We start from the raw sequence: 25,232 nt of genomic DNA on the forward strand, positions 1-25,232 counted from the left end.
AATATTGAATTTTCAAGGTGCGAAGCCCTGTTTAGGTGTGGGAAGTTTTAGTTTATTATTCATGCAGTTCCAATGGCAGACCGTCCGGATCCTGGAAGAAGGTCATTTTCTTGCCTGTGTAAGCATCTACACGTATTGGCTCACAATCAATACCAACTTCTGCCAGTTCTTTTACCGTCTGTTCAACACTCTCCACGCAAAAAGCCAGATGGCGAAGGCCACATGCCTCCGGACGATTCACACGCTTTGGCGGATCCGGTTCTGCGAAGATTTCCAATTCTGTATACTCATTCACTCGCAAATCCAGTTTCCAGTCGTTGCGTTCCGGACGGTAGTTTTCACGGATAATTGGAAAATTTAGTTTGTTTACATAGAAATCTTTGGCAGTTTCGTAGTTGGAAACGATGATGGCAATGTGGTGGATTTTGGATAGGATCATTTTTAGGGGCTCCTTTAGAGGTATTTTTGTTGTGAACTGTATGATGGGGTTAAAATATGCCGTGTGGACATCAGAAAAGCAGGTTGTCCATACGGCTATGTTTTGAATATTTTCTTATTTCTATAATTACTAAACTTACCATATATGGAATTACACAATGTGCAAGAAAATTAGAAGGTTGCTTTTTTATACTGCTTCCAGAGGAAGTTTAGCCATTGCTTCTTTAAACTGTTCAACTGTCAGCTCTTCCCATCGGCTTTCACCTCTCTCTTTCATTGCTGATAGGAGTACAAATAATCCTACTATATTTTCATGTTATCATAAAGCTAACCTTTTATCAAGCAGCCTACCTGTGAACGTTTTCAGCTTCAGATCAAAGTGTTCGCAGTTATATGATTGTCGAAAGTCCTGGTTTGGTTCGTTCCAACAATATGCGTGAAATAAGCCCGTTCCAGATATTATCTGATTTTTCCTTTTATCCCCCTTAGCATTTTTAAAATCATCTCATCTTTTGTGTGGACAAAATATATCACGCAAAATGTTCCATATATCAGCATTCCACAGATGATCTGCAGGAACAATGTTGACACTTTGTTTTCCAGAGCATTTCCGATATAGAACACCCCTACAAACATAGCCACTCCAAAAACAGCAAACATCCATATACTTTTTATATATCGTAGTACCGGGAGTTCCTTTCTAACGCTCAACGTCTGGATCACACAAACAAAAATCTCGGCAAGTATTGTACCAATCGTTGCTCCAATTGCTCCAATTTTTGAAATCAGTAGCGTGTTCGCAATTAGATTAACTACTGCCCCACCAATAACAGAAGAAAGATATTCTTTATCCTTTTCTGATGGAATCAAAAACTGTGTCCGAATGATATTTGCAAACGACATAAAAGGAATCGTAATCGAAAGACCCATAATCAGCACACCTGAAAGCATGAATTCCTGCCCCCAGAAAACAGGGGCAAAAACCTTTCCAATTCCAGCCAAACCAAATGCCAGTGCAAAGGACAAACACATCACATATTTCATTGACAACGATATATACTGATTTGTCTTTTCCCTATTGTGAGAAGCCACCAGATTTGACATTTTTGGAAGCATTACTGTCCCAAATGACGTAATGATTGTAAGTGGGATATTAATTACTTTTTCCGCATTTTCATAAAACCCAAGTTGAGTCTTATTACTCATCGCACCAATCATGATTTTATCCATATATTTATATAAACTAACTGCAATGGCTGGGATAAATAAGATCAAAAGCGGTTCGATATGCGGTTTCATTTTTTTCCACGTCGGCTTTTGAAATGCAACAAATTTATTTAAAGGGAACCATAAAGAAATTTGGCTTATCAACATGCCGACAGCCATAATTGCACAATACTTCCATAGGTCATTCGCATTTCTAACAAAAACAAATACGCAAACAACATTCAATATTTTTATAATGATATTTCTTGTTACTGTCAATTTAAATTTTTCTATTCCAAAATAGAACCAGCTCACATCAAATAAGCCGCTCAGCACATAAGTGAACTGAATTCCGGCATACAGTTTTTCGTTGGCCAGAAAAAACACATACAAAATATACACCACACAGCAAATGAAAGAAAAAGCTATATGTAATGTCACAATATTAGAAAATGTTTCGTTCAGGTTTTTCTGATTATCTCTGCATTGTGCAACTGCCCGATTCCCATAGTTTGCAAGGCCAAGCATGGAAAAAAGCACAAAATAATATGCAATTGAATAGCTGTATGAATATGTTCCAAGTCCTTCAGCACCAATTGTTCTTGCAATATAAGGCGATGTTACAAAAGGAAGTATAATAATCAGAATCTGATAGATCATCTGATAGATAAAATTCTTTTTAATACTGGTTTGACTTTTCATTTTATCTTTCTCTCTTTACGATAAATACTTTTCATTTTCTATTGTCTCCAACGATTGCCTGTGATTTGCTCGTTGCAATCGTGATCTTTGCATCAGCATCCACCGTGGTGATCTGGCGATACACACGCTGCACCATAGACTCATACTCATCATTATTCTTGAACAGCTTGATGAACTGCTTGCTACGCACATCATTAGAAAGAGGCCAAAGACGCTTGCCTGAACCACCAGAAAGTAAAATAATATTCATATGTTTTTCTCCTCTGCTCTTTACTTCAAGTACTCTTCAGCACTCTTGCGAATCGCCGCTTCCACCTTTTCGGCAGCTTCTTTATTCTCTGCACTAACCGAGATATATGTTTTGAGCTTCGGCTCGGTACCGGAAGGACGCACCACGATGGAGCAGTTATCTTCCAGCAAGAACTTGAGCACATCGGACTTCGGCAGACCATCCAGACCGGGTGCATAATCCAACAGCTTGCCTCTTTGATCTCCGGGTTGGGATACGGGCAGGTCGGGAAGTTGCCGTCCGGCTGCTCCTGCTCTTTGACCACCGTGATGTTGGTGTAGCCCATTTCTTTCAAAGTGCGGGTCACAGGCTTCAAGCCGGTACCATTCAGCGGGCTATACACGATGGCTACATTTTTATTAACTTCTTCGCCAAAGAGAACAGACTGGCTCTTGACCTGCTCCACGAATGCGGTGTAGACCTCGTCCGGAATGTACTGGATGCTGCTGTTTGCCACACCTGTTTCAAAGTCGCTGGTCTTGACGTCTGCAAAAATGTCTAGCTTCTCAATCTCGGCAAGGATCTCCGTTGCAGCTTCGGTAGTGATCTGGCAGCCGTCAGCACCGTAGACCTTATAACCATTGTACTTGCTGGGATTGTGAGATGCGGTCACCATGACACCGGCCGAGGTGTGCAGATAACGGGTCGCAAAAGACACGGTCGGAACCGGCATCAGGACGGGCCAGATATTTACCTGGACACCATTCGCTGCAAACACGCCTGCGGCGACTTTTGCAAACACATCACTCTTGATACGGCTGTCATAACCGATTGCCACAGACGGCTCTGTGAAGTTCTTTTTCAGATAATCAGCCAGACCCTGAGAAGCCTTTGCCACGGTATAGATGTTCATGCGGTTAGTACCTGCACCAATTACACCACGCAGACCACCCGTACCAAACGCAAGGTCACGGTAAAATGCATCTTCAATTTTTGTATCATCCAGCGTTTTCAGTTCGGCGACAACATCTGCATCTGTGGTTGCGTTTTCCAACCAACACTCGTATTCCTTTTTAATATCCACAATAATCTCCTCATCTTCCACTTATGTTCTTAATCACGCTGGAAAATATCTCTCGTATAAACTTTTTCTTTCACATCATCCAGACACTTGTCATAGCGATTTGCGATGATGGCATGGCTCATTTCCTTGAACTTAGCCAGATCATTAACCACTACTGATCCAAAGAAAGTCTCACCGTCTTTCAGGGTCGGCTCGTAAATGATTACCGTTGCTCCCTTGGCCTTAATACGCTTCATGACACCCTGAATGGAGCTCTGGCGGAAGTTGTCGCTGTTGCTCTTCATGGTCAAACGGTACACACCGATGATGACTGCCTTTTCCCTGTCTTCATCAAACTCATTTTCTGCATCATAGCCGTAGTAGCCAGCCAGCTTTAGGACACGATCAGCGATGAAATCTTTACGAGTTCTATTGCTCTCAACAATTGCTTCGATCAGGTTCTCCGGCACATCTGCATAGTTAGCCAGCAGCTGCTTGGTATCCTTGGGCAGACAGTAGCCGCCGTAACCGAAGGACGGATTGTTGTAGTGGCTGCCGATGCGAGGATCAAGGCAGACACCATCGATGATCTGCTGAGTGTTCAGACCCTTGCTCTCTGCATAGGTGTCCAGCTCATTGAAGTAGGCAACGCGCAGAGCCAGATATGTATTGGCGAACAACTTAACAGCCTCTGCCTCGGTGAAGCCCATGAACAGGGTGTCGATGTTCTCCTTGATAGCGCCTTCCTGCAGCAGACCAGCAAACTCATGAGCAGCCTCAACTAAACGCTCATCATTTAAGTCAGTACCCACGATAATACGGCTTGGATACAGGTTGTCATACAGTGCTTTGGATTCGCGCAGAAATTCTGGACTGAAGATGATATTCTTGCTGTTGAATTTTTCTCTTGCACTTGCGGTGTAGCCTACAGGAATCGTAGATTTAATGACCATAATGGCATTAGGATTGGACTCCATAACTAGCTTGATCACAGCCTCAACTGCAGAGGTATCAAAATGCTGGGTTTGGGAATCATAATTCGTAGGTGCAGCGATTACAACAAAGTCCGCATCGCTATATGCAGCTTTTGCGTCTAGAGTTGCAGTTAAATTCAAGTCTTTTTCTGCTAAATACTTTTCGATATAATCATCCTGGATCGGAGACTTACGATTATTGATCATCTCTACTTTTTCTGGAACGATGTCCACAGCAGTGACTTTATGATGCTGGGAAAGAAGTGTGGCAATTGACAGACCAACATAACCGGTTCCTGCGACAGCAATCTTGTAGTTTTTCATAATATTTACTCCTTCGGTCCTTTAGGACCTCATTCTCCCTAAAGGTATATTTTTCTTGTTGAGTAGACATTTAATGGTGTGTACATCAAATAGGAAGAAAATGATAAGAAAATGTATAAAATCATTGGAGTCTGTGTGAAAGTAATAATGAAGAAGCGGGTGAGAATACAGGTTGGGATTTATCAGTAGAGAAGACGGCATACAGTGTCTGAGTTTGTTAACTTGCTATTTTGCCAATTAGAGAGTAAAATCAATACATACATGACGAAACCCATTTATTGTCCTTTTACGAAGTAAAAACGGCCGTTTAGGTAAAACCACTTGTTATGGAAATGCGCATATGCTAGTATGAGAAAACCATTATTTATAAAGGTAAAAGGGGGATGATAAAATGGGTGAAGATGAAAATAAGAAAAGGGAACGAAGGCATCAGGAGGATCTGGAGCGGTTAAGAGGTTTTCGGCCGATTGATGATACGTTCATGCGAGGGCTTTTTAAAGAGAATATACCTCTTGCAGAACTGGTTCTTCGTATTATTACAGGCAAACCGGATTTAGTTTTGCTTAAATGTGAAACACAGGCGGATATGAAACGTGTAACCGGTGCCAGATCTGTTTGTCTGGATGCTTATGCAACTGACAGCACAGGCAAAAAATATGATATTGAGGTTCAAAGATCAGACAATGGTGCTGATCCACATCGTGCCAGGTATCATTCCAGTATGCTGGATATAGAATATCGTGATAATTCGGATATTGGCAGGCTGATGCATGATTTTAATTGTACCAATGCATCTGATATGTATTTTGATCTATTGGCAGAGAAAACTCGTTATTTAAAAGAAAATCCGAAGGGAGTGAACGAAATGTGTAAGGTTATGGAAGATTTAAGAAATGAGAGTTATGCAGAGGGACGTGAAGAACAGGCCAAATCCACCGCCATCAAACTGAACCAAAAAGGCCTTCCCATCGAAGATATAGCAGATTCCATTGGTTTCAGCATCGAAACTGTTAAAAACTGGCTCACACCAAAGGCAGTTTAAATTCTTCAAAACTATTATACGAGGAAGTAACAGCTATGAAAAACTACAGGATCACAGTTGCAGGAACGGGATATGTGGGGCTGTCCATTGCGGTATTGCTTTCACAGCATCATAAGGTGACAGCAGTGGATGTTGTGCCGGAGAAGGTGGAGATGATCAATCATCGAAAATCCCCGATTCAGGACGAATATATTGAAAAATATCTGGCAGAGAAAGAGCTGGATCTGACGGTCACTCTGGATGCCAGGGAGGCATACAAAGATGCTGATTTTGTAGTGATCGCAACACCCACCAATTACGACAGCCGCACACAGCATTTTGATACATCAGCAGTGGAAGCTGTCATAAAACTGGTTTTGGAGTATAATCCGAATGCGATTATGGTGATCAAGTCTACCATTCCTGTAGGTTATACAGCTTCCATCAGGAAGAAGTTTGGCAGCAAAAACATCATTTTCAGTCCGGAATTTTTACGCGAGTCTAAAGCACTTTACGATAACCTGTATCCGTCACGTATCATTGTCGGTACAGATTTAAAAGATCCACATCTGACAGAAGTGGCCCATATTTTTGCGGGTTTGCTTCAGGAAGGAGCCATCAAAGAGGACATTGCCACCTTATTTATGGGCTTTACGGAAGCAGAGGCTGTTAAACTTTTTGCTAATACCTACCTGGCACTGCGTGTCAGTTACTTCAATGAGTTAGATACCTACGCAGAAAGCAAGGGGTTAAATACCCGCCAGATCATTGATGGTGTCTGTTTAGACCCCCGTATTGGCAGTCACTACAACAACCCGTCTTTTGGTTACGGTGGCTATTGTCTCCCTAAGGATACAAAACAACTGCTGGCTAACTATGCAGACATACCGGAAAATCTGATCGAAGCAATAGTGGAGAGCAACCGGACCCGCAAGGATTTTATTGCGGACCGTGTTCTGAAACTGGCAGGCTATTATGATTATGATGAAAAATTTGAGTTTTCAGCGGATAAAGAAAAAGAGGTAACAATAGGTGTTTATCGTCTGACCATGAAGAGCAACAGTGACAACTTCCGCCAGAGTTCGATCCAGGGAGTTATGAAACGGATCAAAGCAAAAGGTGCGAAAGTAGTGATCTATGAGCCCGCATTAAAGGATGGGGAAACATTTTTTGGAAGCCGGGTCGTCAATGATCTTCAGAAATTCAAGGATATGAGCCAGGCGATCATTGCCAACCGCTATGATAAGTGTCTGGATGATGTAGCAGAAAAAGTATATACAAGAGATATTTTCCGCAGAGATTAAAAGGTTTATTGCGTTTGTTTAAAGAAGGGAGTTGATACCGTATCAGTAAATATGCTGAGATTATCCTAACCGATTTCAAACAGCCGGTCTTTTATATAATACCGGCTTTCTTGTTGAGCCTTGTATTTGTGGTATCGTTTACATTTGCATATAGGGTTTACAAAAGGGAAAAATACCCACTTCAAAACTCCGCAATATGGACCTTGTTTCTTTGTTACTGGCTGGTTCTGATCCAGACTGCTTTCTTTTCCAGGGAGTCGGGCAGCAGGAAGCAGATCAGTCTGATATTGTTTGAAACCTGGGGACACAGTGTGCAGGCTCATGCTTATTTTATAGAGAACATTTTTATGTTTATTCCCTTTGGAATTTTGGCGCCGGTTTTATTTAAACGAATGAAGAAGATGTACTGGTGTGTACTTGCTGGCTTTTTGATGTCCTGTACGATTGAAATGTCCCAGCTGCTTACACAGAGAGGATATATGCAGATTGATGATGTGCTTACCAATACAGCAGGGGCGATGGCGGGATGGCTGATCTGGAAAATCGTCACGCTTCTGACAGGCTTTTTGAAGTCCGAATTCACTTGAATAAACCCTGACTCTCGGATATACTAGTACAGAAAGCGAGACCGGAGGTTATTAAAAAAATGGATAATGATTATCTGATTAAAAAACCGCCGTTACAGGCGTTATTTTTATTTGCGCTTCCTATGATAATAGGAAACCTGTTTCAGCAGACGTATACAATGGTGGACTCTGCCATTGTAGGACGTTATGTCAGTGAGCAGGCTCTGGCAGCAGTAGGAGCGTCTTATGCTCTTACGAATATTTTTATCTGCGTTGCCATCGGCGGTGGAATTGGCGCGTCGGTGATCGTAAGCCGGTATTTTGGCGCGAAGGAATATGGACGGATGAAGACGGCTGTGTTTACAGCTCTTCTTTCTTTTCTTGGCATCAGTCTGGTCCTGGGAATAGCAGGACTGATCCTTGGAAAGCAGATCATGATATGGTTGAATACCCCGGCAGACTGTCTGGATATGGCGTCAGAGTATCTGCGGATCTATTTCCTGGGGCTGCCGTTTTTGTTTATGTATAATGTACTTTCTGCTATGTTTAATGCACTGGGAAAATCCAGGATCCCTCTGTATTTTCTGATCTTTTCTTCCATATTTAATGTGATCCTTGACATTATCATGGTAACGAAAATGGATATGGGAGTGGCTGGTGTTGCCTGGGCAACGCTGATCGCCCAGGGTATATCTGCGGTTCTTTCCTTTGGTGTTCTCCTTAAAAATCTGAAGGGACTGGAAGGAAAGCAGAAGACCTTGTTTGACAAAATGGAACTGGCGGAAATGACGCGTATTGCCATCCCGTCTATTCTTCAGCAGTCTACGGTTTCTATTGGTATGATGTTAGTACAGTCTGTAGTTAATGGTTTTGGCTCTGAAGCCCTGGCTGGATTTTCCGCAGCCATGCGTATTGAGTCAATCTGCGTTGTACCTATGTCTGCTATTGGAAATGCCGTATCTTCTTTTACGGCCCAGAACATTGGCGCAGAAAGAAAAGACCGTGTTGTTATGGGGCTTCACGCTGCAAGCAAAATGGTCATTGTCTGCTCCGTAGTGATCTGCTTTTTCCTGGAAGTGTTCAGCCATTCTATGATCATGCTGTTCCTTGGAAATGAAGGAACCCAGATCGCTCTTTTTACAGGAATTGGTTATCTTACGTTTATGGGCTGGTTTTTCTGTTTCATTGGGTTTAAAATGGCAGTGGACGGCCTGCTTAGAGGTGCCGGTGATATGAAAATGTTCACAGTTGCAAACCTGGTAAACCTGGGGATCCGTGTGATAATTGCTGTCACCTGTGCGCCAAGATTTGGCATTGCCATGGTCTGGTATGCAGTTCCTGTAGGCTGGTTTGCAAACTGGGTTATTTCCTATGCAGAGTATCGCACAGGAAAATGGAAAACACTGTAGTGAGTGCAAAAACGGAACTTTAAGAAACTGTTATACACTATATGAAAGAGGTACAATATGGAACGTTACCTGAAATTCAGAGAAGAATATTCCCGTTTCTTTTACAGAGGTTATGATGTAGAAGAAACATTAAATGAATTAAAGATCACATATACATTTGAAATAGAAGGTCTTTCTGCTTTTACACCTACCTGGACATTTCCCAAAAATGGAAATCCAGAAGCAAAATGGATGGAAGATCCCCTTATGGAAAAAATGATCTTCTCCCTGGGAATGGTAGAGTTGGTCAGCTACTGGAAGATCACTTGCTCTCCACAGGTGGTGATCGAGGCAGGAAGTTTATCAGAAGAGCAGATCCTCTGGTGGAAAGATCTGTATTTTAATGGTCTTGGCGAATTTTTCTATGTAAATAAGATCACAGAGGCAGATCCGGAAGGATTTATGGAGATCGTCTGCCCATTAAGTGAAGAAGAGTCTGCGGCAAACAGTTACGAAAAGAAGCAGGACACAGCAGGCGCCGAACAGGGCGTTCTTGTTCCTGTAGGAGGCGGAAAAGACTCCGCAGTTACGTTAGAGTTATTAAAAGGTGCAGATGTACCGGTATTTGCCTACATTATCAATCCAAGAGGGGCAACCATCCATACCACAGAGTCTGCGAAACTGACAGCAGACCATGTGATCAGTGTACACCGTACACTGGATAAGAGAATGCTTCAGTTAAATAAGGAAGGTTTCTTAAATGGTCATACTCCATTTTCGGCGTTAGTTGCATTTTCCAGTGTGATTGCTGCAAGAATGGCAGGTCTTTCTTATATTGCCCTGTCAAATGAGTCCAGCGCCAATGAGAGTACGGTTCAGGGAAGTACTGTAAACCATCAGTATTCCAAGAGTTTTAAGTTTGAGGAAGATTTCCATCAGTATCAGACCGATCATCTTCCAGGCAGCGCCTATTATTTCAGCATGCTGCGTCCTTTAAGTGAGTTCCAGATCGCAAAATATTTTGCAAAGCAGAAGCAGTACCATAAGATATTCAGAAGCTGCAACGCAGGAAGCAAGACAGACAGCTGGTGCGGCCATTGTCCGAAATGCCTTTTTGTATATCTGATCCTTTCTCCATTCCTTTCCAGAGAGGAAGTAAAGGAGATTTTCGGAACAGATATGTTAAATGATCCGGATATGCAGCCAACCTTAGAACAGTTAGTAGGAATTCAGGAGGAAAAGCCTTTTGAATGTGTGGGAAGCAGGGATGAGATCAATACAGCTATTGTTATGACTATAGATAATCTGGAAAAATCTGGAAAAGAGCTTCCTTATCTTTTAAAATATTACAAGACCACAGGCCTGTATGAAGCTTACAAGGCAAAGGGAGATCAGTTCTCTTCTTATTTTGATAAACAAAATTTGGTTCCGACTCCATGGGAGAAGCTGGTAGAGAAAAACTGTAAAGATGAGGCATAAAACTATGATGATCGAAAGAATAAGACCCTGGGTCCAGGGGAAAAAGGTTCTGATCCTTGGATTTGGCAGAGAGGGAAAATCTACCTGGAATGTACTGAAAAAGCTGGATTGCTGCTCTTTCGTAGATGTGGCAGATATGGCAGAACCGAAGGAAAAGCCGGAGGGGATCAGAAACTGGATCGCCGGACCGGATTATCAGAAATGTTTAAATGAATATGATGTGGTATTTAAAAGTCCTGGCGTTGTATTAGAAAAGCCGGTTCAGTCTTATTCCAGTCAGATCCTGTCCCAGACAGAACTGTTTTTCCAGTGTTTCAGGGATCAGATCATCGGAATTACAGGCACAAAGGGAAAAAGTACGATCACAACCCTGATCTATCATCTGTTAAAGGAAGCTGGGATGGATACGATCCTGGTAGGAAATATCGGTATTCCTGTGTTTGATCATATGGAAGAAGTGGGAGAGGACACAAAGATCGTATGTGAACTTTCCTGTCACCAGCTGGAATATATGACTGTTTCTCCGCATATTGGAATCCTCACCAATCTCCATGAGGAACATCTGGATCACTATGGAACACTGGAGAAATATATACAGGCAAAACGCCATATTTATTTAAACCAGAAGGAAGAAGATGTGATGATCTGCAATGTACAGTGTCTGCCTGAACCGGGTACCTGCAAGTCGAAACTGATCGCAGCAAAGCCTTCTTTTGAAGAACCGGTATTTCAGATTTTGGGAGTACCTGGTCAGGGAGCTGTTTCAGAAGAAATGGTCAACATCTGGAAAAAAATGGAAGTTATACAGGAAAATGATACTACAGAGGCCAGATATGACGGCCATTCCATTGAAATTCCTGTATCCCAGATCCGCCTTTTAGGTCAGCATAATTATTTTGATATTGGAATCGCCTGGGCAGTATGCCGCCTTTTAAATATCAGGGACGAGGTGTTCTTAGAAGGACTTAAAACTTATGAACCGCTGCCACACCGCCTGCAGTTTTTGGGAGAAAAGAATGGGATTAAATACTATGATGACTCCATTTCTACCATTTGTGAGACAACGATCCAGGCTTTAAATACTTTAAAAGATGTGGACGCCGTTCTTATTGGTGGTATGGACCGGGGGATCGACTACAGTGAGCTGATCCGTTTTCTGTCCGGTCATCCGGTACCGTATATTATATTAATGGAAGCAACAGGAAAACGCATTTTTGAGGAGATCCGGCAGGATTATCCGGATTTCCAGAAAATGGAACGTCTGATCTTAACTGATCACTTAGAAGATGCAGTAAAAGAAGCGCAAAAACTTACAAGACCGGGCCACAGCTGTTTAATGTCTCCGGCAGCTGCCAGCTATGGTATCTTCAAGAATTTTGAAGAACGTGGGGAAGTTTTTGCCCGTCTGGTATTAAAATAAGCCGGAAAACATAGAAAAATCACATTTTTTTAAGAAAATATAAGGATTTTAGGACTTGTGTACCAGAATAAAATAAGATACAATCTGTAAGAAGCTTTTGGAAACGTGAAAGGGAATAATGTGGGAACCTACGATACGCTGAATGATGTACTTGTAAATCTGTTTCGCGATATCAACAGTATAGAAGAAAATGCGATAACCAGTCAGGAATATAAAGATCTGACCAATAACGATATGCATGTGATCAATGCCATCGGGGTCGGGACAACGAAAAATATGTCATCTATTGCAAAGGAATTGTCAGTGACGGTTGGTACACTGACAATTTCCATGAACAGCCTTGTGAAAAAAGGTTATGTGACTCGCTGCCGCAGTACGCAGGATCGCCGGGTGGTTCATATTTCTCTTTCGGAAAAAGGTGTCAAAGCTTATTATCATCACAAACATTTCCATGAACAGATGATACAGGGAGTGGTTGAGGTGTTGACGGAAGAAGAATTGCAGGCTTTGATCAAGGCACTGACAAAACTGAATTCCTGGTTCAGAAGTTTTGGCAAGGATGAATAAGGAGGCAACATCAGAATGAAAAAATGGTTATTAGGTTTACTTACAGCTATGATGGCAGTTTCACTAGCTGCATGTACACCAACAACTGAAAAGAAACAGGAAACAACTACAACTGCAGCTGCAGCGAAGCAGGAGCAGATTGAAGCACAGACTACCGGCGGAGCCAGCGATAAGGTACCGGATCCAAATGTAGCACCTGTAGCGATCATTTCCGTATATCACAAGGGTGATGGTGACAGCCTGGTTCAGGATATGGATTCTTTGGACAATGATGAACTGGATCCACAGGCTCTGGTAAGTAAGATGACCGAGTATGGTATTTTTACAGAAGGCACACAGGTTTTAAATTTTAACATCACCGGAGAAGGCGATGTTAAGAAGGCAGTATTAGACCTGAACAAAGTGGAAAATGATGAAGGCGTTTCTGACAGCGTATTTCTGGTAGAAATTGGAAATACCTTTATTGAAAACTTTGAGTTATCCAGCCTGACTCTCAAGGAAAATGGAGCAGACCTGGCAGGAGCTACAGATCTTACTTATGTAGCTGATTATGAGAATGTAGATTAATAATGATTATAAATGATCATAAATGATCGTAATAATGGATCATATAAAGACACCCTGAAAGACAAGATCTGGTTTTTCAGGGTGTTTTTGTGTTTACAGACAGACATACTTTTATACACACACTGCATACAATAAGTACTGACGTAGTAAGTCAGAACTGGCAAAAATGGGATGTGGGAAGTGAGGAGTGGAAGTATGGCTGGTTATCGCAGGTTGATATCGTATATTTATGCATATGAAGGAGAAGAAAAAGGGAAAAACATTGGTTTCGTGAAGCTGGAAGCCAGGAACGGACAGTGCCGTCTGAGCATAAATGTAAAGAAGATCTATGCAGGGGGAAATGATATGGGAGTATATCTGCTGTCTTCTGGTCAGGAGATCTTTTTAGGAAATATTTTTATCCGCAATGGCAGCGGGGATTTCAGGACCTGCGTTAATGTGGAAAATGTAATGGGAACAGGCTGTTCTATGGACAGTTGTATCGGTCTGGTGATCCATGAAAAGGGAGAGGACTGGAGGATCTACAAAACTGTCTGGGAGGATGCAGTAGCCCAGGCTGCAGAACTGGAATTTGCAGAGGTTACTTCTGAAAAGAGGGGAGATCTCGATGAGCTTTTGAAAAAGCACATTGAAGAGCTGAACCAGGAGATCGACCAGGCGGCAGAGGAAGCAGCCAGGGAGCTTGAAAAGCAGACATTGGAACAGGAAGCAGAAGTGCAGGAAACGGAGGCTCAGGAAGCAGGGGCTCAAGAAGCAGAAACGCAGGACGTTGAGACACGGGAAACAATAGAAGCTCCTGTACCATCTGCACCAGCCCCACAACCCCAGACCAGGTCCAAAACATCTCAACCAGAAGAGATCCCCTTAGGCAACCCAGAAGAATTAGAACACTTAGATCAGGAAGAAGAAAGATGGGGGCCGGACGAGCTGTGGAACAGGTTTCGGAAACATTATCCTAAAATGCAGGCATTTGACAGCCCGGGAACTGTAGAGATTTTGTCCATCCGGCCTCAGGATATCGGTCTTCTTCCAAGGGAAAACTGGGGATACGGAAATAACAGTTTTCTTCTTCATGGTTATTACAATTACAGATATCTTATTTTTGCCCGTGTGGGAGATGAAAAACATGCCAGATCCAGGTACATATTAGGGGTTCCGGGACATTATTACAGCAATGAAAAATATATGGCATCCATGTTCGGCTTTCCTCATTTTGTGCTGGCAAAGACCCAGCCGGCCCAGGACGGCCGTTTTGGCTACTGGTATGCAGATGTAAGAATGGAAAATGTAGAGTAGGCGTTTCTCATTTTTCAGTGTATACTAAAACCTGTGGAATAATAAATATACAGCTCTGATACCGAATTGCTACGTGCTTTGCACTTTCGCAATTCTAAAAACATGAAAGGGATAAAAGATCTATGGATGAAGCAGCACAGAAAGGTCTTGTCACCAGACAGAGGCGCTGGGAAGCGAGAAATGAAAAACGCCGTCAGAAAGCGTTGGAAGAGGAAGTGAAAGCTGCAAGAATAAAGGCAGAAGACGAAAAATACATGAAGGAAGCCATTAAACAGGCCAAAAAAGCAGCCAAAATAGGAGATGTTCCCATTGGCTGTGTTCTTGTAAAAGATGGGGAGATCATTGCAAGAGGTTATAACCGGAGAAATGCGGATAAAACAGTCCTCTCCCATGCAGAGGTCACTTCTATAAAAAGAGCCTGCAAAAAAGAAGGAGACTGGCGCTTGGAAGACTGCACTCTTTATGTGACTCTGGAGCCATGCCCTATGTGTGCAGGTGCCATTGTACAGGCAAGGATCCCCAGAGTGGTCATCGGATCTATGAACAGCAAGGCGGGCTGTGCCGGTTCTGTCCTCAATTTATTAAAAGAGCCTGGCTTTAATCACCAGGCTCAGGTCGTTACAGGTATATTAGAAGAAGAATGTTCTGAAATGATGTCAAGCTTTTTTACTGAGCTGCGAAAGAAGAAGCGTCTTCCGGAAACTCCTTAAAAATACCCCGGATCACAAACAGGGACAATATAAAAGTGGCAATGTCTGCCAGTGGCTGGGCACACTGGATACCTAAAAGTCCTATGGTATAAGTCATGATCGTAAGCAGCGGGATCAGGAAAATTCCCTGACGGGCTGTAGATACCAAAGTAGCCCTGAAACCGTATCCAATAGACTGAGGCATCATATTTCCCATGATCACAGCTCCCTGGAGAGGCAGGGTGATCAACTGCAGTCTGAGAGCCAGCGTTCCGATTTCAATAACAGTCGGGTCATTGCGTCGGAATAGTGTGATAATAGAGCGGGCTGCCGGGAAACTGATCACGCTGAGTACCAGAAGGATAATGGTGCTTACACGGATGCAGAACCAGCAGGCTTTCTTCACGCGGTCGTAAAGTCCGGCGCCGAAGCAGTAGCTGCATACCGGCTGAAAGCCCTGGCCAAAGCCGATAATGACAGAGTTGATGAAAAACATAAAACGGCTGACAATGGACATGGCCGCAATCGCAGCGTCACCATAAGGCTGACACATAAAGTTCATCAGGATCGTAGCCACACTGGCAATTCCCTGACGTCCTAAAGATGGGATGCCTCCATAGAGGACCTCGCGATAGATCGCCAGTTTCGGGCGGAATTTGCGGATGCTGATGGAAATGCAGCTGTCCTGATGATTGCACATCCATAAAAGGATACAGAAACTGATAAACTGGGAAAGTCCGGTAGCTAAAGCAGCACCTGCAGTTCCCATGTCCAGAGTAAAGATAAACAGCGGATCCAGTGCAATATTTAAAAGACCGCCGACTGTAATGCCAACCATGGCAAAAGAAGCTTTTCCCTGGAAACGCAGCAGGTTGTTCATAATAAAAGAGCAGATCATAAAGGGTGCTGCAATGAAAATATAGTGGGCATAGGCTTCTGCATAAGGTGCAATGGTTTCTGTTGCGCCTAAAAGAAGAACCACCCGGTGGATGTTAAAGGTGGCAGAAACAGTGATCACCAGTCCCATGATGATACCTGTAAAAAAGGCAATAGAAACGATCTGTTCTGCCAGTTCTCTTTTTCCGGCACCAAGGGAACGGGTCATATAGTTGCCGCTTCCCATTCCGATCATAAATGCCAGTGCCTGTATAATGGACATGGCAGAAAAGATAACGCCTACAGCACCGGAGGCGCTGGTTCCCAGCTGACTTACAAAAAATGTGTCAGCCATGTTGTAAATAGAGCTGATCAGCATACTGACAATAGTAGGCGCCGCAAGCTTTGGAATGATATGGCTGATGGGGGCGTTTGCCATTTCGTAATACTGATCATGCTTTTTTTCAGTATGACTCATATAAATTTCTCCTTAATTTTTTTGTTCGTTCTGAAATTTATTATAACAGAGGAAAAAATGAAGTACAAGTGAGCCTTGACAAATGCTGGTCTCACAGGTATACTGGATAAGCATAAATTTGTCATAAAGTTTCCACGCAGCCGGGGAGATAGCGGTGCCCTGTATCTGCAATCCGCTCCAGCAGAGGTGATGCCTTGCCTCGGATCGGTCATTGCGGAGCTGCCTTATGTAAGTGGCGTTGACGTTTGGGTCTTACGCAACGGGAACCTGTGAACCGTGTCAGGGCAGGAATGCAGCAGCACTAAGCAGGAACTCTCGTGTGCCGTAAGGCAGCCTGGACCGAGTTAACTGCATGAGTAACGTCCGTGATGCCGGTACAAAGCAAGGCGCGTGGATTAAATATATAATTGATAACGAATGACCCGTCTGCGTCAGCAGACAGTGGAGCGCGATAGCGTGGGGGTCATGAGTGACTACAAGCACAAAAATAAGCAAGCCTGAGGACTGTCATAAAAGAAATATGGCAGATTTCCCCAGGCTTTTTTGTGTCAGGACACATTCTTTTTAACTTGCCCCTTGAAAATCTTTGCGTTATAATTGCAAAATAGGTATAGTAGTATCATTCTTATGGGCAACAACGAAAAATCCTGATTTCTGATTATGGAGGAAATGCAATATGAGAAGAATTGGTATCTTAACAAGTGGTGGTGACTGCCAGGCTTTAAACGCTACAATGCGAGGCGTGGCAAAATCTTTGTACAATATGTTAGATGATGTGGAGATCATCGGATTTGAAGACGGATATAAAGGTCTTATGTATGCAGATTATCAGATTATGAAACCAGCGGATTTTTCCGGTATCCTTACTCAGGGCGGAACCATTCTTGGAACATCCCGTCAGCCATTTAAGCAGATGCGGGTCCCGGATGAAAATGGCCTTGATAAGGTAGAAGCAATGAAACATACCTATAAAAAACTGAAATTAAGCTGCCTGGTAGTCTTGGGCGGAAATGGAAGCCAGAAAACTGCCAATATGCTCAGTGAAGAAGGCTTAAATGTAGTATCCCTTCCAAAGACCATTGATAATGACCTCTGGGGAACCGATATGACCTTCGGATTTCAGAGTGCAGTGGAAGTGGCTACCAATGCCATTGACTGTATCCATACAACAGCAGCTTCCCACGGAAGAGTCTTTATTGTAGAAGTTATGGGACATAAAGTAGGTTGGCTTACTTTGTATGCAGGTCTTGCAGGCGGAGCAGATATCATTCTTCTTCCGGAAGTTCCATATGATATCCAGGTAGTATGTGATGCGATCACAAAGCGTACCAAAGCAGGAAAGCGTTTTTCCATTCTTGCAGTGGCAGAGGGAGCTATTTCCAAAGAAGACGCCGCTATGTCCAAGAAAGAATTAAAAGAAAAGAAGAAAAACGGCGTAGTTTATCCATCTGTAGCTTATGAGATCGGCGCCAAGATCCAGGAAGTGACAGGAAGTGAAGTACGTGTCACTGTTCCGGGCCATATGCAAAGAGGCGGGGAACCATGCCCTTATGACCGTGTGCTGGCAACCAGACTGGGAGCAGCTGCGGCAGAGCTTATTATAAACGAAGAATATGGCTATATGGCAGCTTTGAAAAATAATGAGATCACTAAAGTACCATTATCCGAAGTAGCTGGAAAATTAAAAACAGTAGATCCTAACTGTTCTATGATCAAAGAAGCAAAACGGATCGGTATCAGCTTTGGTGACCAGTAAAAAATAAGGAGTAAGAAAATGTCGTATACGGCATTATATAGAAAATGGCGTCCTGTCTCTTTTGAAGATGTAAAGGGACAGGACCCTATTGTCCAGACCTTAAAAAACCAGATCACATCTGAACGTATTGGTCATGCCTATCTGTTCTGCGGAACCAGAGGTACAGGTAAGACCAGTATAGCGAAGATCTATGCCAGGGCTGTAAACTGCGAACATCCGGTAGATGGAAGCCCCTGTAACCAATGTCCTTCCTGCAAGTCCATTCTTGCAGGAACTTCTATGAATGTAGTAGAGATCGATGCAGCATCCAACAATGGTGTGGAAAACATCCGTGACATCAGGGAACAGGTACAGTACCCGCCTACAGAGGGAAAATACAGGGTTTACATCATCGATGAGGTCCATATGTTATCCATCGGTGCATTTAATGCCCTTTTAAAGACTCTGGAAGAGCCGCCGTCCTATGTAATATTTATTCTTGCGACCACAGAAGTCTATAAGATCCCTATTACCATTCTGTCCCGGTGCCAGAGATATGATTTTAAACGTATTTCCCTGGAGACTATAGCTGGCAGACTGCGTCAGCTGACTGAGGCAGAGCATATAGAGGTGGAAGATAAGGCTCTTATGTATGTTGCCAAGGCAGCAGATGGCTCCCTTCGAGATGCGTTAAGCCTTTTGGACCAGTGTGTGGCATTTCACTATGGAAAACTGCTGACTTATGAAAATGTACTGGACGTTCTCGGAGCAGTAGACTCCGGTGTATTTAGCAGTATGTTTAATGCAGTGATCGAAGGACGTACCAAAGACTGTATTACCCAGTTAGAGGAGATCGTGATCCAGGGCCGTGAATTAGGTCAGTTTGTAACGGATTTTATCTGGTATCTGAGAAATCTGCTGCTGGTACAGAGCGCAGATGATGCAGAAGGTCTTCTGGATATGTCAGAAGAAAACTTAAAACAGTTAAAAGAAGACTCTACAAAGACAGATGGAAATACGCTGATGCGTTATATCCGTATTTTCTCAGAACTTTCCAATCAGCTGCGCTATGCCAGCCAGAAGCGGGTTATGGTGGAAGTGGCTTTGATCAAACTTACCAGACCGTCTATGGAACCGAACCTGGACTCTGTTCTCCAACGTTTAAAACAGTTAGAAGCAGCTGTAGAAGATCTGGAAGCAGGAGGTTTCAGACCTGGGACCATGGTCACGGCTCCCATGGGGGCAGTCCCTGTAACTGCAGGTGTACAGCCTCAGATATCAGGAACACAGGGACAGATGGCAGTTCCAGTCCAGGGGGGTCCTACAGGAAATCCGCCTGAAACAGCTGGCGCAGCCGGTATTACGCCTCCAAATCAGGTCAGCCTTCCACCGGCCCAGTTAGAAGATCTGAACCTGATTCGCAATGAATGGGCAAAGATCATACGAAGTGCTGGAGGCAGCGCAAGGGCATGTTTCAGGGATACAGTGGTAGAACCTGGCGGAGAAGGCTGTCTTACCATTGTATTTCTTGACTCTATGAGCTATGATATGGGAAGGCGTCCTACGGTGATCGGCCAGTTAGAACAGCTGGTCCAGGCTAATTATGGAAAATCTATTTATTTTAAGACCCGGTTAGCCGGTCGCGGAGAGCGCCTGGACACAATATACGTGACAAAAGAAGATCTGGAAGATAAGATCCATATGGATATTACTTACGAAGATTAAAACGAATTTATTGAATGAAGAGATGATGAGGAGGAACACACCATGGCAAAACGTGGCGGATTCCCAGGCGGTATGCCGGGAAATATGAACAATCTTATGAAGCAGGCACAGCGTATGCAGCGCCAGATGGAAGAGACAACAAAAGAACTGGAAGAAAAAGAATACACAGCAGCTGCTGGCGGCGGCGCTGTTACAGTAACTGTTTCCGGTAAAAAGGAAGTAGTTTCTATTAAGTTATCTGAAGAAGTAGTAGATCCTGATGATATTGAAATGTTACAGGATCTGATCGTTGCAGCTACCAATGAAGCATTCCGTCAGATGGAAGCTGCAAACAGCGAAGCTATGTCCAAGTTAACAGGTGGACTGGGCGGTGCTTTAGGCGGAGGCTTTCCGTTCTAATGGACTACTATAGCAGTCAGATCACCAAGCTGATCGAAGAGTTATCAAAGCTTCCGGGAGTGGGGGCAAAGTCTGCTCAGCGCCTTGCATTTCACATTATCAATATGCCGAAAGAACAGGTGGATGAGCTGGCTGGTGCTATGACAGGCGCCCGGAATAATGTGCGTTACTGCAAGGAGTGTTTTACACTGACAGATAAAGAGATCTGTCCGATCTGCAGCAGTGATAAACGAAACCATAAGGTCATTATGGTAGTGGAAAATACAAGAGATCTGGCAGCTTATGAGAAGACTGGGAAGTACAATGGGGTGTACCATGTGCTTCACGGTGCCATTTCTCCGATGTTGGGGATCGGACCCAATGATATCAAATTAAAAGAACTGATGCACCGTCTTCAGTCTGATGTGGAAGAAGTGATCATTGCCACAAATTCCAGCCTGGAAGGTGAAACTACAGCTATGTATATCAGCAAACTGATCAAACCTACAGGCATCAAAGTGACCAGGATTGCCAGCGGCGTGCCAGTTGGCGGAGATCTGGAATATATAGATGAGGTGACTCTTTTAAGGGCACTGGAAGGAAGAACAGAGCTGTAGAAGCTGGAAGAAAAGGCACAGGGAGATGCATAAGATGGATAAATATGAGTTTAATATTAAAGTTGAGCAGATAAAAAAGCTGGTCAATAAAAGTGATTATGAGACAGCCATGAAGATTGCGGATACCATTGACTGGAGAAGGGTCCGTAATGTAAATATCCTGTCTATGGTCGCAGGCATTTATGAGAAAAACGGAGAGTTCCAGGAAGCAAAAGATATTCTGCTTCTGGCGTTTGAGAGAGCTCCTATTGGCAAACGCCTGCTTTATAAGCTGGCAGATCTGGCTTTAAAAGAAGGCAATGTTGAGGAAGCAGAAGATTATTACAAAGAATTCTGCAACCTGGCAGCAGACGATCCAAGGCAGTATATTTTAAGATATATGATCTTAAAGGCAAAAGGTGCGCCTGTAGAACAGCTGATCCATACCCTGGAGCAGTACTGCAACGCAGAACTGGATGAAAAGTGGATGTATGAGCTGGCTGAACTGTACAACCAGGCAGGAATGGAGCAGCTTTGCGTCATGACCTGCGATAAGATCATGCTTATGTTTGGTCTTGGAAAATATGTAGATAAAGCCATGGAGTTAAAGCTTCAGTATGCACCTTTAAACCAGTATCAGATGGATCTGGTAGAAAATAAAGAGAAGTATGAAGCAAAATTAAAGGCAGTAGAGCAGGAATACAAAAAAGGTACTTCTATTGTACAGCCGATTGAAAATACAGACCGCCGTCAGTTAGACAGGGAAGAAGAGCCGGTGGAAGATACAGCAGAAGATGAGACTGTTTATGCTGAGGATGAATACACCGAAGATTACCGGGAAGAACCGGCTGTTACCATTCAGGATGATGATATAACAGAGGAAGAACCGGTTTCTGAGGAGCCTGAAGAAGAACTGGCAGAAGAGCCTGAGGAGACTTACGAGACAGAAGAACCTGAAACAGAAGATTATGAGGCAGGGGAGTCTGAAGCGGAAGAGTCTGAAGAGGAGCCGGAAGCGGATGAAGAGCAGGCTGTATATGAAACAGCAGCAGCGGATGAAGAGATCCGTGCCAGCATCCATGAAGCCCGTGCGCAGGAAAATCTGGCAAGAGAAATGTCAAAATTATCTGCAGCAGCAGAGGAAGAAGATCTGCCGGAAGATGAAATGGGACAGACCAGAGCGCTTACAGATATCCGTGAGCTGAGAAAAGGTCCTGTTTATACAGGTTCCAACCATTTGATGATCGAGGCAGAGGTTCCTGAAAAGGGACTTGCGCTGGCAGTGGAGGCACTGCGTAAAATACATAAAGAAACAGGCGCAAAGAACCAGGCAGCAAAGATCTCCGGCGAAAAATTAAACCGCAGAGGTGTATTTGCGCTGGCAGATAAGCTGACAGGAAAAGACCTGATCATTGAGCAGGCCGGTGATATGAATGAAAGCATCCTTCAGGAACTGAACCAGTTGATGGCAAGGGATGAGACGGGTATGAATGTGGTCCTGATCGATACAGCAAGGCGCCTGGAAGAACTGCACCGTGTATATCCGGGACTGGCAAAGCGCTTTGAGTGCATTGGAACTTCTGACAGCATAAAAGCGAAGAAAGCAGCAGCTCCTGTACCATCTGAGTCTGGAAAAGGATCTCTGGCAAAGGCTCCTGAAGTTGTTGAGAAGAAAGTACAGCCAGCTCCAAAGCCAGTGGCAGCACCAAAAGAGGCACCGGCTCCAAAAACGGCGGCAACGAAGGCAGTTGTAACTTCGAAGGCAGCTGCGCCAAAGCCTGCAGCCAAACCAGCAGCACAGCCGGAAAAGAAGGCAGCTGCACCAGCTAAAAAGCGTCCGGTTCAGGCACCGGCTGTAAAAGAACCAGCTCGTATGGCAGAGACAGAACAGCCAGAGCACAGCGAGCAGGAAATGGACATTGATGAGTTCGCAAAATATGCCTGCCAGTATGCAAGCAAGATCGACTGCAGTATTTCCGGAAAGAGTATGTTAGCTCTTTACGAGCGCATTGAGATCATGGAAGAAGATGGCATTGCCCTGACCAGAGAAGAAGCTGAAAACCTTATTGAAGAGGCAGCTGACAGAGCGGAAAATCCATCCTTCTTTAAGAGACTTACAGGTATTTTCTCTTCTAAATACGATAAGGATGGCCTCCTTATACTGAAGGAGGAGCATTTCTTATGAGAAATATAAAATTAATAGCTCTGGACTTGGACGGAACCCTTCTTAACATGGAAAAGAAGGTTCCTCAGGGAAATTACCAGGCTTTAAAAGAATGTGAAAAAGCAGGGATCCAGATCGTGCCGGCAACCGGAAGAGGCGTAGGCGGTATTCCGCCTATGATCCGGGAACTTCCAGGGGCAAACTACGCCATCACCACCAATGGAGCTGTTGTTGCAGATCTTAAAAATAATAAAGCGATCAAGACCTGTGGACTTTCTAACGAAATGATACAGCGTATCTTAAATATTGCTAAAAAGTATCACTCTGCCACAGATCCTTTTATAGATGGAAGAGCTATTACAGAGCCGGCATCCATTGATCATATGGATGAATTTGGGCTCAGCCCGGAAATGCAGAAACTGATCCGGGATACCAGGGAAGTTGTTCCAAATGTAATGGAATATGTAAAGACAACAGGAGCAGAGGCAGAAAAGGTCAATATTTTTATGGCGGACTTAGAGGAAAGAGAAGTTCTTCGTAAGGAGTTAATGGCGATCCCTGAGCTGTCTATCAGCTCTTCTATGTACAATAATCTGGAGGTTAATGCAAAGGGCGCTGACAAGGGCTCCGCTCTTTTATGGCTTGCAGACTATCTTGGCATTGACCGGGAAGAAACCATGTCATTTGGAGACGGGGAAAATGATATCCCTATGATCCAGGCAGCCGGAATTGGCGTAGCAATGGAAAATGCCCTGGATACAGTAAAGGCAGCAGCAGATATGATCACTCTTAAAAATGATGAAGATGGCGTAGCAGCTGCAATCAGAAAAATCATATTTGGATCAAGTGAAAAATGATGACGGAACATTGGCTATCAATCGCAGCAGGTGTGTTTTTAGTGGGAATGATGTTATATGGTCATTACCGCGGCCTGCTGCGTCAGTGTGTTTCTCTTGGAGCGCTGGTACTGACGATCATTACCGTGAAAGTAGCAACACCGTATGTCACAGATTTTGTAAAGGCAAATCCTGTGATCCGGGAAAATGCGGCTCATTTTATTATGGAAGTATCCGGATGGCAGCCGCCGGAGGAGAGCGAAAGCATTCTTCCGGCGGCCCAGCGTATGGCGATCGAAGAACTGAAACTCCCACAATCGGTAAAAGATGTTCTTTTGGAAAATAATAACAGTGAATTTTACAGGCTTTTGGGAGTAGATCAGTTTGGAGAGTATATCAGTACCTGCCTTTCAGATATGCTGATCAATACCCTTGGTTCTGTTCTGGTATTTGCAGCCAGTTATATAGTGATCCATTTGGTGATCCGCTGGCTGAACCTGTTGTCCAGACTGCCTATTATATGTGGCTTAAATCAGATGGCAGGAGGGATCGTAGGGCTTGCAGAAGGATTTCTGCTTTTGTGGCTTGCAGGATTTATTCTCAGCTTTTTTACGGAGACTCCAATGGGGCAGATGCTGGAAGCGCAGGTAAACAGCAGTATCTGGCTTTCACTGATCTACAGATATAATCTTATGAATGTGATTCTGGGTAGTATCATCAATGGTATTTTATAGTACAAACATACTGAAAATGAAATAGATTTAATTTAGCATATAAAATATGCAATAACAACAAATCACTGGGAAGTGCATTTATTCAGTGCAGATCCGGTGATTTGTTTTATATTTCAATCTGTTATCAGGACCTGAAAAACAAGGAAAATCCTGGAAAAACAGGTAATGTATAGAGCGGGAAAAAATTGTGTAAAAAAATACTACAAATCCTCTTGACAATAGCTGACGGAGATGTTATATTATAGTTCCATTGCGAAAGCAGTGGCTCAAATAAAAAAGAATTTGAGAAAAATAAAAAAGTTGTTGACAAAAGCAATGATACATGATAAGATGATTGAGTTGCTGATGAGCAACAAAAAATAAAATAAAAAAGTTGTTGACAAACTTAAACAACTGTGATAAAATAATCGAGCTGTTGAAAATGAGACAACAACAAAGAACCTTGATAATTGAAGATTAAACAGTATGTAAAACCCT

The 25,232-nt window shown here is 43.5% G+C and carries 22 protein-coding genes, 1 other RNA gene and 2 pseudogenes; 18 read left to right on the forward strand and 7 right to left on the reverse strand.

All coding sequences use genetic code 11. The features are described from left to right. Positions 1-55: 55 nt before the first annotated feature. From DW251_RS16480 to DW251_RS16500, 6 genes and pseudogenes are all read right to left on the reverse strand, one after another. Entirely contained in the window at positions 56-439 is a 384-nt protein-coding gene (locus DW251_RS16480; RefSeq protein ID WP_118301778.1) for a VOC family protein, read from the reverse strand. Between the two features lie 458 nt (positions 440-897). Further along, the gene (locus DW251_RS16485) at positions 898-2,346 is read right to left on the reverse strand and encodes a flippase (RefSeq protein ID WP_118301779.1); all 1,449 of its coding nucleotides are present in this window, start codon (positions 2,344-2,346) and stop codon (positions 898-900) included. Between the two features lie 58 nt (positions 2,347-2,404). Continuing rightward, a pseudogene (locus DW251_RS16490) lies at positions 2,405-2,596 on the reverse strand (sugar phosphate nucleotidyltransferase); the annotation flags it as partial. 20 nt (positions 2,597-2,616) lie between these two features. Continuing rightward, complete coding sequence (locus tag DW251_RS18405; RefSeq protein WP_243035021.1) at positions 2,617-2,778, reverse strand: hypothetical protein; 162 nt, start codon at positions 2,776-2,778, stop codon at positions 2,617-2,619. A gap of 107 nt (positions 2,779-2,885) precedes the next feature. Beyond that, positions 2,886-3,488, reverse strand: a pseudogene (locus tag DW251_RS18410) (phospho-sugar mutase); the annotation flags it as partial. A gap of 200 nt (positions 3,489-3,688) precedes the next feature. Next, complete coding sequence (locus DW251_RS16500; protein WP_118301780.1) at positions 3,689-4,936, reverse strand: nucleotide sugar dehydrogenase; 1,248 nt, start codon at positions 4,934-4,936, stop codon at positions 3,689-3,691. 391 nt (positions 4,937-5,327) lie between these two features. On the opposite strand from DW251_RS16500, the gene DW251_RS16505 reads away from it, so the two are divergent. The 10 genes from DW251_RS16505 (at position 5,328) to tadA (ending at position 15,254) form a co-directional block, all read left to right on the forward strand. Continuing rightward, entirely contained in the window at positions 5,328-5,978 is a 651-nt protein-coding gene (locus tag DW251_RS16505; protein WP_118301781.1) for a hypothetical protein, read from the forward strand. A gap of 35 nt (positions 5,979-6,013) precedes the next feature. Further along, complete coding sequence (locus DW251_RS16510; protein ID WP_118301782.1) at positions 6,014-7,261, forward strand: nucleotide sugar dehydrogenase; 1,248 nt, start codon at positions 6,014-6,016, stop codon at positions 7,259-7,261. A 128-nt stretch (positions 7,262-7,389) separates the two neighbouring features. After that, positions 7,390-7,848: a VanZ family protein gene (locus DW251_RS16515; protein ID WP_243035023.1), complete on the forward strand. Its 459-nt coding sequence runs from the start codon at positions 7,390-7,392 to the stop codon at positions 7,846-7,848. A gap of 59 nt (positions 7,849-7,907) precedes the next feature. Then, positions 7,908-9,236: an MATE family efflux transporter gene (locus DW251_RS16520; RefSeq protein WP_021869640.1), complete on the forward strand. Its 1,329-nt coding sequence runs from the start codon at positions 7,908-7,910 to the stop codon at positions 9,234-9,236. A gap of 57 nt (positions 9,237-9,293) precedes the next feature. Then, positions 9,294-10,694: a hypothetical protein gene (locus DW251_RS16525; protein ID WP_118301784.1), complete on the forward strand. Its 1,401-nt coding sequence runs from the start codon at positions 9,294-9,296 to the stop codon at positions 10,692-10,694. A gap of 4 nt (positions 10,695-10,698) precedes the next feature. After that, the gene (murD, locus tag DW251_RS16530) at positions 10,699-12,114 is read left to right on the forward strand and encodes a UDP-N-acetylmuramoyl-L-alanine--D-glutamate ligase (protein ID WP_347474689.1); all 1,416 of its coding nucleotides are present in this window, start codon (positions 10,699-10,701) and stop codon (positions 12,112-12,114) included. A 105-nt stretch (positions 12,115-12,219) separates the two neighbouring features. After that, positions 12,220-12,681 carry a MarR family winged helix-turn-helix transcriptional regulator gene (locus DW251_RS16535; RefSeq protein ID WP_118301785.1) on the forward strand — a complete coding sequence of 154 codons (462 nt, stop codon included), beginning with the start codon at positions 12,220-12,222 and terminating at the stop codon, positions 12,679-12,681. Between the two features lie 15 nt (positions 12,682-12,696). Further along, on the forward strand, positions 12,697-13,248 hold the full coding sequence (locus DW251_RS16540; RefSeq protein WP_021869636.1) for a hypothetical protein: 552 nt from the start codon (positions 12,697-12,699) through the stop codon (positions 13,246-13,248). Positions 13,249-13,443: 195 nt separating this feature from the next. Continuing rightward, entirely contained in the window at positions 13,444-14,544 is a 1,101-nt protein-coding gene (locus DW251_RS16545; RefSeq protein WP_118301786.1) for a DUF6128 domain-containing protein, read from the forward strand. A 122-nt stretch (positions 14,545-14,666) separates the two neighbouring features. After that, positions 14,667-15,254 carry a tRNA adenosine(34) deaminase TadA gene (tadA, locus tag DW251_RS16550; protein WP_118301787.1) on the forward strand — a complete coding sequence of 196 codons (588 nt, stop codon included), beginning with the start codon at positions 14,667-14,669 and terminating at the stop codon, positions 15,252-15,254. On the opposite strand, the gene DW251_RS16555 is transcribed toward tadA, so the two are convergent. After that, positions 15,211-16,587, reverse strand: a complete 1,377-nt coding sequence (locus tag DW251_RS16555) for an MATE family efflux transporter (RefSeq protein ID WP_021870625.1) — start codon at positions 16,585-16,587, stop codon at positions 15,211-15,213. The two genes, tadA and DW251_RS16555, sit on opposite strands and share 44 nt — an antisense overlap. Positions 16,588-16,719: 132 nt before the next feature. Here DW251_RS16555 and ffs point away from each other — a divergent pair. The 8 genes from ffs (at position 16,720) to DW251_RS16595 (ending at position 24,755) form a co-directional block, all read left to right on the forward strand. Beyond that, positions 16,720-16,981: signal recognition particle sRNA large type (gene ffs / locus DW251_RS16560), an RNA gene on the forward strand. Between the two features lie 282 nt (positions 16,982-17,263). Beyond that, positions 17,264-18,343, forward strand: a complete 1,080-nt coding sequence (locus DW251_RS16565; RefSeq protein WP_021870626.1) for an ATP-dependent 6-phosphofructokinase — start codon at positions 17,264-17,266, stop codon at positions 18,341-18,343. 18 nt (positions 18,344-18,361) lie between these two features. Beyond that, positions 18,362-20,047 carry a DNA polymerase III subunit gamma/tau gene (gene dnaX / locus DW251_RS16570; RefSeq protein ID WP_118301788.1) on the forward strand — a complete coding sequence of 562 codons (1,686 nt, stop codon included), beginning with the start codon at positions 18,362-18,364 and terminating at the stop codon, positions 20,045-20,047. Between the two features lie 42 nt (positions 20,048-20,089). Then, on the forward strand, positions 20,090-20,446 hold the full coding sequence (locus DW251_RS16575; protein WP_021870628.1) for a YbaB/EbfC family nucleoid-associated protein: 357 nt from the start codon (positions 20,090-20,092) through the stop codon (positions 20,444-20,446). Continuing rightward, entirely contained in the window at positions 20,446-21,042 is a 597-nt protein-coding gene (gene recR, locus DW251_RS16580) for a recombination mediator RecR (protein ID WP_021870629.1), read from the forward strand. The genes DW251_RS16575 and recR overlap by 1 nt, the downstream gene beginning before the upstream one ends. 34 nt (positions 21,043-21,076) lie before the next feature. Continuing rightward, complete coding sequence (locus DW251_RS16585) at positions 21,077-23,206, forward strand: tetratricopeptide repeat protein (RefSeq protein ID WP_118301789.1); 2,130 nt, start codon at positions 21,077-21,079, stop codon at positions 23,204-23,206. Then, a complete protein-coding gene (locus DW251_RS16590; RefSeq protein ID WP_118301790.1) occupies positions 23,203-24,042 on the forward strand; it encodes a Cof-type HAD-IIB family hydrolase in 840 nt (279 codons plus the stop codon). The genes DW251_RS16585 and DW251_RS16590 overlap by 4 nt, the downstream gene beginning before the upstream one ends. Continuing rightward, positions 24,039-24,755 carry a CvpA family protein gene (locus DW251_RS16595; RefSeq protein ID WP_021870632.1) on the forward strand — a complete coding sequence of 239 codons (717 nt, stop codon included), beginning with the start codon at positions 24,039-24,041 and terminating at the stop codon, positions 24,753-24,755. The genes DW251_RS16590 and DW251_RS16595 overlap by 4 nt, the downstream gene beginning before the upstream one ends. Positions 24,756-25,232: the final 477 nt, after the last annotated feature.

It is taken from the genome of Clostridium sp. AM22-11AC (genome assembly GCF_003473545.1).
GTDB lineage: Bacteria > Bacillota > Clostridia > Lachnospirales > Lachnospiraceae > Enterocloster.

Coding starts and splice junctions, on each gene's coding strand:
- DW251_RS16480 (WP_118301778.1), bottom strand. CDS start 439: ATGATCCTATCCAAAATCCACCACATTGCCATCATCGTTTCCAACTAC.
- DW251_RS16485 (WP_118301779.1), bottom strand. CDS start 2,346: ATGAAAAGTCAAACCAGTATTAAAAAGAATTTTATCTATCAGATGATC.
- DW251_RS16500 (WP_118301780.1), bottom strand. CDS start 4,936: ATGAAAAACTACAAGATTGCTGTCGCAGGAACCGGTTATGTTGGTCTG.
- DW251_RS16505 (WP_118301781.1), top strand. CDS start 5,328: ATGGGTGAAGATGAAAATAAGAAAAGGGAACGAAGGCATCAGGAGGAT.
- DW251_RS16510 (WP_118301782.1), top strand. CDS start 6,014: ATGAAAAACTACAGGATCACAGTTGCAGGAACGGGATATGTGGGGCTG.
- DW251_RS16520 (WP_021869640.1), top strand. CDS start 7,908: ATGGATAATGATTATCTGATTAAAAAACCGCCGTTACAGGCGTTATTT.
- DW251_RS16525 (WP_118301784.1), top strand. CDS start 9,294: ATGGAACGTTACCTGAAATTCAGAGAAGAATATTCCCGTTTCTTTTAC.
- murD (WP_347474689.1), top strand. CDS start 10,699: ATGATGATCGAAAGAATAAGACCCTGGGTCCAGGGGAAAAAGGTTCTG.
- DW251_RS16540 (WP_021869636.1), top strand. CDS start 12,697: ATGAAAAAATGGTTATTAGGTTTACTTACAGCTATGATGGCAGTTTCA.
- DW251_RS16545 (WP_118301786.1), top strand. CDS start 13,444: ATGGCTGGTTATCGCAGGTTGATATCGTATATTTATGCATATGAAGGA.
- tadA (WP_118301787.1), top strand. CDS start 14,667: ATGGATGAAGCAGCACAGAAAGGTCTTGTCACCAGACAGAGGCGCTGG.
- DW251_RS16555 (WP_021870625.1), bottom strand. CDS start 16,587: ATGAGTCATACTGAAAAAAAGCATGATCAGTATTACGAAATGGCAAAC.
- DW251_RS16565 (WP_021870626.1), top strand. CDS start 17,264: ATGAGAAGAATTGGTATCTTAACAAGTGGTGGTGACTGCCAGGCTTTA.
- dnaX (WP_118301788.1), top strand. CDS start 18,362: ATGTCGTATACGGCATTATATAGAAAATGGCGTCCTGTCTCTTTTGAA.
- DW251_RS16575 (WP_021870628.1), top strand. CDS start 20,090: ATGGCAAAACGTGGCGGATTCCCAGGCGGTATGCCGGGAAATATGAAC.
- recR (WP_021870629.1), top strand. CDS start 20,446: ATGGACTACTATAGCAGTCAGATCACCAAGCTGATCGAAGAGTTATCA.
- DW251_RS16585 (WP_118301789.1), top strand. CDS start 21,077: ATGGATAAATATGAGTTTAATATTAAAGTTGAGCAGATAAAAAAGCTG.
- DW251_RS16590 (WP_118301790.1), top strand. CDS start 23,203: ATGAGAAATATAAAATTAATAGCTCTGGACTTGGACGGAACCCTTCTT.
- DW251_RS16595 (WP_021870632.1), top strand. CDS start 24,039: ATGATGACGGAACATTGGCTATCAATCGCAGCAGGTGTGTTTTTAGTG.